The organism is Kitasatospora sp. NPDC052896 (genome assembly GCF_044547075.1).
GTDB lineage: Bacteria > Actinomycetota > Actinomycetes > Streptomycetales > Streptomycetaceae > Kitasatospora.
This window is the reverse complement of sequence record NZ_JBITZU010000053.1, coordinates 5940-10688: the sequence shown is the minus strand read 5'-3', so window position 1 is coordinate 10688 and position 4749 is coordinate 5940. Positions and strand designations below refer to the sequence as shown.

Below are 4749 nucleotides of genomic sequence, written 5' to 3'. Positions count from 1 at the left end.
ATGACAGGGAAACCGTCATGTCCGGTTCGGCGGGAGGCCGCGCGGAAAAGGACCTGCCACGGGCAGGCACCTCGCCGCGCGGCCGACCCAACCTCGTGGCTCACCGCCCACCGACGCCTCGCCCGGGACTACGAGACCAGCCCGGCCCACTCCGAGACGATGATTCGCTGGGCAATGATCGGCGTCATGGTCCGCCGACTCACCCGAGGCGGCGCCGCGACGCGCCCCGGCCCACGACCGCTCGTGCGGCAATCCTCGTAACCAGCCCGCCGGCCGCTCGCCGGCGGCAGCTGCTGTCAGCGAGCTACAGAGCCAAGAACCCCTCAACCTCGCGTTTCAAGACAGGCACCACGTCACCCAACTCCGAGACGATTAGGCGGACATCCCGTCCGAGTTCGGGGAACTGCCTCCAGACCTCCGCACTCCTGGTCAGCACGGCGGCCAGCAGATCGCCCTCGTACATGTCGCCTTCTGCCAGTGGGTCGACCCTGAGGACCTCCACCGCCAGGGGCAGGAGATAGGCAAGACCCACGTCTTGCCTGATGAGCAACCGCATGTCCTCGACCGTCAGGCCCTCGATCGGCTTGCGCCGAAGCTCGCGCACGGTCGCCATCAACCGGGTTTCGCCGCCCGACGAGGCCGACCAGCGGTCACGCTCAAGCTCCTCAAGGGAACGGTCACGGTTCACGAGTCGAGTCACCGACCGATCGTCCCATGTCAGATCTCAAACGCGGTCTGAGAGGCCGTCAGGGTCGGCTGCGACGGCTCCGGAGGAAGGCTTGCGACCGTCAGGGCGTCGAAGGCCAGGACCGCGCCCTTCTCCGTGGTCACGTAGACGACGCCGTCAGCGATGGCCGGATCGGAGACAGCGCTGCCCAGCGCCCGCCGCCAGTGGGGCCAGGTCGTCGGCCAGTTCGACGCTGTACGTCTGGTAGCCGGGTCACATTGCCGTGCCCCGGCTACCCAGGTAAAGGCGCGGACAGCTAACCGCTGCTGCACCCTCCGCGGCCGATCGTTCTCAGGCGGGAGGCACTTCGATCGCGCTTAGCAGTGCCAAGATGGGTTCGTTAGCGCCCAAGCAGCGCTCCGCCACCCATTCAAGACCGTAGTCAGCATAGCTGGAAGCGAGCCTGATGACCTCTCGCGGCTGCGCAAGGATTACCTCGCCCTTTTCGGCCACCGCGAGCAATTCAAGGTGAACGAGGCGCCAATCGTCGCTCGCGAAGATGGTGCCATCTGCGAACTTTCGTACTTCGTCCGAACGCTTACGCTGCTCGCCGTGCTTGACACCGATACACAGACCAAGCCACCATGCGTCGATCATTCGTCCCATCGGCTTGCCCGGCCCGAAAAACTGGGTGATCTTCGGATGCAGGTCTGCCGGCATGGTCAGCTCGACAGACGCGTATGGGCTCATACCGCTCACGCCACGGGTTCCTCTCTGAACCGCAAGCCAAGATCGTTATCGTGGCGCCGAGCGCAGATCTTGCACTGCTCTCGGTGGCTGCAGCCACAGTTGCGGGAATACGGCTCACCCTCGGCCCACTTGTACACGAGATCGAGTGGCTGATGCTGGCTACATGACAGAGTACTGAATGCGCCAGCCCTCTCGTCCAGGACGTCTTCCACGCCGGCGATCTCGGATCGCGTCAATAGCAGCACTACTTGGTATGGCGTTTCGTCGGACGCAGGAGGGCGTGTGACAGCTTCGACCATGCGCTCCTTGGTCGTGCCTGAGACCATTCCTAGCGGGGTGTCGATGAAACGCGGCGCGACGGTGCCAGCGACTTCCATGAGTGACCATACGAATGCGAGAGTCAGCGCCCGCTGGGAAGCCCCGTTTACCTCGAAGTCAGGGTCAAGGCTGTTGCCGTGCTGGCTCGAAACGGCAATGTCAAAACTGCTAGTGATCGACGTCGAGGTGATGACGCCTGTGGTATCGCTGTTGTCGGCGCCAATGATGTCCTTGAACATGCGGTCGAGCCGGTTCGATACCTGCTGGACGTACGGTCCTTCAAGCTGGTTCTGCACCGTCTTCGCCAGGCTCAGGAGATCGAGCCCAACATCGCGCCTAACGGCAAGATCTCTCGAGATATTGGCGTTGCGCTCGGCGTTCCTTTTCTCCTCGCGTTTTTGGTCACGGTCGTACTGGACGGTCCCCCGGCGAGTATCCACGTTTCCTAGTTTAAACTTGACGTCGCCTTTCTTGCGGTCGAGCTCGGCAAGCTCCTCGGTGAGTTCCCGAACCCTCATGTCGTCGATCAAGGCACGGCGCTCTTTGGCCGCCTGCAGGGCAGTCGTTTTGCTCCGGACCGAGTCCGCCAGCCTTGCGAAGTCGCCTAGAGCGTCGGCACGGTGTCCCGCTCGAAAACACGATTCTGGTCCTGAGCTGCAGATTCTCCGATCCCGGCAACACTCCGCATAGCATCTGGGACGATCGATCTGTGCCGTTCCCCATCCTCGCCGAACTGCTCCGGAACCTGATCACCACACCCGCCGCCGTCTTGCGCAGCCGCGCAGCCAAGGATGCGGAGGTACTGGCGTTGCGGCACGAGAATGCAGTACTACGCCGTCAGATCGCCCGAGTCCGCTACGAACCCGCTGACCGCATCTGGCTCGCCGCACTGTCCCGGCTGATCCCGCGTGACCGCTGGCGCCAGGTCTTCGCCGTCACTCCGACGACGCTGCTGGCCTGGCACCGGCGGCTCATCGCCCGCAAGTGGACCTATACCGCGGGTCGCCGACCGGGCCGGCCTGCAACCGCAGCCACCGTCCGGCAGTTGATCATCCGTCTGGCCCGGGAAAACAGCACCTGGGGCCACCGGCGAATGCAAGGCGAACTCGCCCGACTGGGCTACTGCATCGCCCCGTCCACAGTGTGGGAGATCCTGCACGCCGCCGGCATCGACCCCGCACCCCAGCGCTCCGGCCCGACCTGGCGCCAGTTCCTCAACGCCCAGGCCCACACCATCATCGCCGCCGACTTCCTGCACGTGGACTGCGCCATCACCCTCAAGCGCCTCTACGCGCTCATCTTCATCGAACACGACACCCGACGCCTCCACCTCGCCGGCATCACCGCCCGCCCCACCGCCCAGTGGACCACCCAGCAGGCAAGGAATCTCGCCATGTCGCTGGACCAGCGCATGGACTCACTGCGATTCCTCATCCGCGACTGCGACCGCAAATACACCGACACCTTCGACGCCGTCTTCGAAGCAGACGCCATCGAAATCCTGCTCACCCCGCCCCGGGCCCCGCGAGCAAACGCCATCTGCGAACGGGGCGTCGGAACTCTACGCCGCGAAGTCCTCGACCGAGTCCTCATCATCAACCAAGCCCACGCCCACACCGTCCTCACCCAGTACATCCGGCACTACAACGAACACCGCCCCCACCAGGCCCGGCAACAGCTCCCACCGAACAGCGGGCACACTCCCCCACCGCACCCCGCCGACGACCTCCAAGCCCACCGCATCCGACGAAAATCCATCCTCGGAGGCCTGATCAACGAGTACCACCAAGCAGCCTGACCAACCGACATCACCGCAGCTCACACGACCAGAATCGTATTTCCGAGCGGCACAGGTTCAGCGGAGCGTGGCACGTGGGCGAGCTGATGCCCGCGCTGGGGTGAAGAGCTGATGGACGCGGGCCAGGATCTCGCTGTACCGAACCGGAGCGACACCGCTGGGTGGCGGACGTTGACCGCCCTGCTGAATGCGGGTGTCACGTTCCACTCTGGCTGCTGTTACGGGCCGAGCCGGCGGCCTCGCACACCACGCGAGGTGCGCAAGCGGCCGGCCGCCGCGGCAGGCACCGTGTGCCGCGGAGCATGGCGCTGACGACAGTCGACATCAATGAGCTCCGATTCGGGCGCACCGCAAGCTGAGCCGTCGGCGTAGCCCGTCCCGTACCCGGCAGCGCGCACCTCAATGAACCCTCATTCGACTGCCACGCTTCAAGATCGGTACAGCAACGGCTTCCAAAGCCACTCCGCCTACGCGGAGCTGACTCCCACGCCCGGTAGCCGTGGTCCCGGAGCCACGACCAACCTCCGCCTGCACGGAGCGGACCGCTCGGGCTGCGAGTCGTCAGATAGGCAGGAAGAGCCCCATCTCAAAAAGGAGGGTAGTCTTGACCGCCTTCGCCTTCGCCTTGTCCAGCAACCAGCGCAGGTCGTATTCGCTGTACCTGAGCAAGTCGCCGACACATCTGGTGCCACGGGACTTGAGGACGGCCTCAATGCGGGCCGGCAGGCCGAGATCATCGATCGGGATCCGGAACCTCGGATCGGAGTCCAGAAACTCCGTTTCGTCTTCGTCTTCATCTTCGGTGCTGGCATTGCGGTTGACGACCGCAGCCGCGAGCTTGCGGACCGCCCGCGTCAGCCGGTGGTCCTCGCCCAGCACCCGCACCCGATCCTTGATGATCTGCTCGTACAGGGAGATGGCACGGTCCGGGTCCCCCACCGACTCGTAGGCGTAGGCGAGGTCGTTGCGGGAGATCAGGGTGGAGGGGTGGTCCTCGCCCAGCACCCGCACCCGATCCTTCAGGGTCTGCTCGTACAGCGGGATGGCACGGTCCAGGTCCCTCGCCGCCTGGTAGGCGTAGGCGAGGTTGTTGCGGGAGGTCAGGGTGTCGGGGTCGTCTTCGCCCAGCACCCGCACCCGATCCTTCAGGGTCTGCTCGTACAGCGGGATGGCACGCTCCAGGTCCCTCTCCGACTCGTAGGCGTAGGCGAGGTTG

Annotated in this window: 6 protein-coding genes and 1 pseudogene; 2 read left to right on the top strand and 5 right to left on the bottom strand. The window is 64.8% G+C overall.

Translation table 11 applies throughout. The annotated features are described in order from the left end of the window. Positions 1–93: 93 nt before the first annotated feature. A pseudogene (locus tag ACIGXM_RS37020) lies at positions 94–261 on the top strand (IS5/IS1182 family transposase); the annotation flags it as partial. Positions 262–304: 43 nt separating this feature from the next. Here ACIGXM_RS37020 and ACIGXM_RS37015 read toward each other — a convergent pair. The 4 genes from ACIGXM_RS37015 to ACIGXM_RS37000 are packed head-to-tail and all read right to left on the bottom strand — an operon-like array spanning position 305 to position 2265. Beyond that, positions 305–700, bottom strand: a complete 396-nt coding sequence (locus ACIGXM_RS37015) for a contact-dependent growth inhibition system immunity protein (protein ID WP_396568523.1) — start codon at positions 698–700, stop codon at positions 305–307. Positions 701–717: 17 nt separating this feature from the next. After that, the gene (locus ACIGXM_RS37010) at positions 718–999 is read right to left on the bottom strand and encodes a PQQ-binding-like beta-propeller repeat protein (RefSeq protein ID WP_396568522.1); all 282 of its coding nucleotides are present in this window, start codon (positions 997–999) and stop codon (positions 718–720) included. Between the two features lie 19 nt (positions 1000–1018). Next, positions 1019–1426 carry a hypothetical protein gene (locus ACIGXM_RS37005; protein ID WP_396568521.1) on the bottom strand — a complete coding sequence of 136 codons (408 nt, stop codon included), beginning with the start codon at positions 1424–1426 and terminating at the stop codon, positions 1019–1021. Beyond that, the gene (locus ACIGXM_RS37000) at positions 1423–2265 is read right to left on the bottom strand and encodes a hypothetical protein (RefSeq protein ID WP_396568520.1); all 843 of its coding nucleotides are present in this window, start codon (positions 2263–2265) and stop codon (positions 1423–1425) included. The genes ACIGXM_RS37005 and ACIGXM_RS37000 overlap by 4 nt, the downstream gene beginning before the upstream one ends. A 179-nt stretch (positions 2266–2444) precedes the next feature. On the opposite strand from ACIGXM_RS37000, the gene ACIGXM_RS36995 reads away from it, so the two are divergent. After that, positions 2445–3533, top strand: coding sequence for an integrase core domain-containing protein (locus ACIGXM_RS36995; protein ID WP_396568519.1), 1089 nt, complete (start codon positions 2445–2447; stop codon positions 3531–3533). A gap of 561 nt (positions 3534–4094) precedes the next feature. Here ACIGXM_RS36995 and ACIGXM_RS36990 read toward each other — a convergent pair. Further along, a partial coding sequence (locus ACIGXM_RS36990) for a tetratricopeptide repeat protein (RefSeq protein WP_396568518.1) occupies positions 4095–4749 on the bottom strand: 655 nt, incomplete at its 5' end.